This window comes from Micromonospora sp. DT4, from assembly GCF_049841675.1.
Lineage (GTDB): Bacteria > Actinomycetota > Actinomycetes > Mycobacteriales > Micromonosporaceae > Micromonospora.
In genome coordinates, this window is sequence record NZ_JBNCKT010000257.1 from 1 (window position 1) to 2,010 (window position 2,010).

Sequence of the window (2,010 nt, forward strand, 5' to 3'; positions counted from 1 at the left end):
AGCGGCACCGCCGCCGAACGGCCGACGATCCCGCCGCGCTGCTCAGCTCGCACGAGGTCCAGGCCGGACGGGTTCGCAACCCGCACCACCCGCACATCGGCTTCGGTGATGACCTGACCCGCCGGTACGTCCCGCGCGACGGCGAGGAACTGCTCGTCGGCGTGCCGGCGCAGATCCACCTGCCAGAACGTCACCACCGTCGCCAGGACCAGCAGCAGCCCGGCGACCACACGCCGCCCGCTGCGCCGCCCCGCCCGCCGCGTACCGGCGGACACCGGCGGCAGATCCGCAGCAGAGGTGTTCACCGCCCGGGGACGGTCCGTGGTGACGCTCATCGGACACCTCCGACGATCGCCTGGGACTCCGCCACCTGCACGGACACCGTCGAGGTCGTCGTGAGCGGTGCGAGAGTGCCCCCGCTACCGGCACCAGACCAGGTGACCGACCACGTCACCGTCGCCCGCAGCCGGAACGCCGCCCCCGCCGCGGCAGCGGACGAGGAGGTGTAGGTGTGCCCGCACGCCGAGGACGCCTGCGGGTCCGTGCCCGGCTTCCACGGCTTGCCCGGACCAGTGCACGTCAGGTCGCCGCTACCGTCACCGAAGGACCACACCACCCGAGTCGGCGTCGCGGATGCAGTCACCGACACCCCAGGCACCGACGCGGTCGCTGACCGGGCACCCCATGTCGCCGGGTCCACCCACAACCACACCGGCACCTGCACCAGCACAAACGGCGCCGTGCCGGGATTCGTGCGGATCTGCGGCGAAGGCAGGCGCAGCCGAGAACGCGCGGACTGCGCCAACGCCGCCAGGTTCACCGTCGGCGCCTGGTCCAGCCACACCGGCACGTCCTGCGACCCCAGCCCGTTGGCCACGCAGGTTCGCGAATACCAACCGCCCTCAGGGCCCTTGCCGGGCGGCGGCGGGAGGTCTACGTCGACCGGCGCCCAGTAGCAGCCGTCCTCGCCGCCGCCACCCGAGCCGTCATCGGAACCGCCGCCGCCCTGGTTGCCGCCATTCGAGCCGCCCGGTCCGCCCGGAGTGCCGACGCTGATGTCACACTCGGCCGCGTTCTGGGTCTGGCTGCAGTCCACGTTTCCCAGCCCGTCGTCGGCCCAAGCCGAGGAGAAGGCGCCGACGCCGACGCCAACAATCAAGAGCGCGATCCCAGCGCGCAGAGCACGCCTCAGCATGAGCCGACCGCCTGTACACCGAAGCTGGACACCTTCCAGCCGCCGTCGTCGCGGGTCACGGTCGCCCTCACGGCACGGTTCCCGCCCGGGACGTCATCGGCCAATGCTCCAGTCGCCGTCTTGTAGGTGAGGAATCGCGCCGTGTTCAGGCAGTCCTGCACCGAGATGCTCGACGGCGTGGCAGCGGGCGAGGCTTCCGTGACCTGCGGATCCGACTGGTACTCGCCCTTGATGACCTCGCCGTCCCGGCGGAGCTTCGCCAGGCCGTTCTTCAGGTTCGTCAACGCTTCCCCGGTGGTGTGCACAGGCAGGGAAGGCTCGTCCGGATTGGCCGTCAGGCCGGCCTTCGCGTAGGCCTGCCACATGCCTCGGTAGGCGTCCAGCGCCGCTTCCTCGGCTCTGCCGCGGGCGTCCTGGGTCGGCGCGGGAACAGATGGCAGCGGAGTTCGGCTGTCTTCGGCAGGCTCGGCACCCGTGCAGCCGCCCGCAGCCGCAATAGCGACCAGTGCGGCGAGAACAGCCACAGTGGATAGCGGATTGCGGGGCCGGCATGGTCGGTGCCTGACCCGACGCCTCCGCCGATCACGGAAAGTCACTTTTCCTCCTCAGGCGCGCCCAGCCACAGCAGGCGCTGGCGTTCCTGCAGCGATGCGTGGAAGTTCCAGGGAGCGCGGTCTGAATCCACCTCTACACCCGGACCCCGCAGTTACCGCAACGTACTTACCGTCAGGTGAGGGGCCTTAGAGCGACCGGCAATAGGTCCAAGATCCGGACATGCGGGTACCTGCGGGAAGGAAGCAGGCACGGGTCCATTG

Annotated in this window: 3 protein-coding genes; all 3 read right to left on the bottom strand. The window is 70.4% G+C overall.

Features of this window, described 5'->3' with window-relative positions; translation table 11 throughout:
* A partial coding sequence (locus ACLQ24_RS29410) for an SAF domain-containing protein (protein WP_425894995.1) occupies positions 1-335 on the bottom strand: 335 nt, incomplete at its 3' end.
* Positions 332-1,195 (bottom strand): hypothetical protein, encoded by an 864-nt coding sequence (locus ACLQ24_RS29415; protein WP_425894996.1) that lies wholly within the window; start codon positions 1,193-1,195, stop codon positions 332-334. The genes ACLQ24_RS29410 and ACLQ24_RS29415, both read right to left, overlap by 4 nt.
* Entirely contained in the window at positions 1,189-1,719 is a 531-nt protein-coding gene (locus ACLQ24_RS29420) for a hypothetical protein (protein WP_357951637.1), read from the bottom strand. The genes ACLQ24_RS29415 and ACLQ24_RS29420 overlap by 7 nt, the downstream gene beginning before the upstream one ends.
* Between the last annotated feature and the right edge of the window lie 291 nt (positions 1,720-2,010).

Excerpts from the sequence above, each read along its gene's own strand:
- ACLQ24_RS29415 (WP_425894996.1), bottom strand. The coding sequence starts at position 1,195 with ATGCTGAGGCGTGCTCTGCGCGCTGGGATCGCGCTCTTGATTGTTGGC.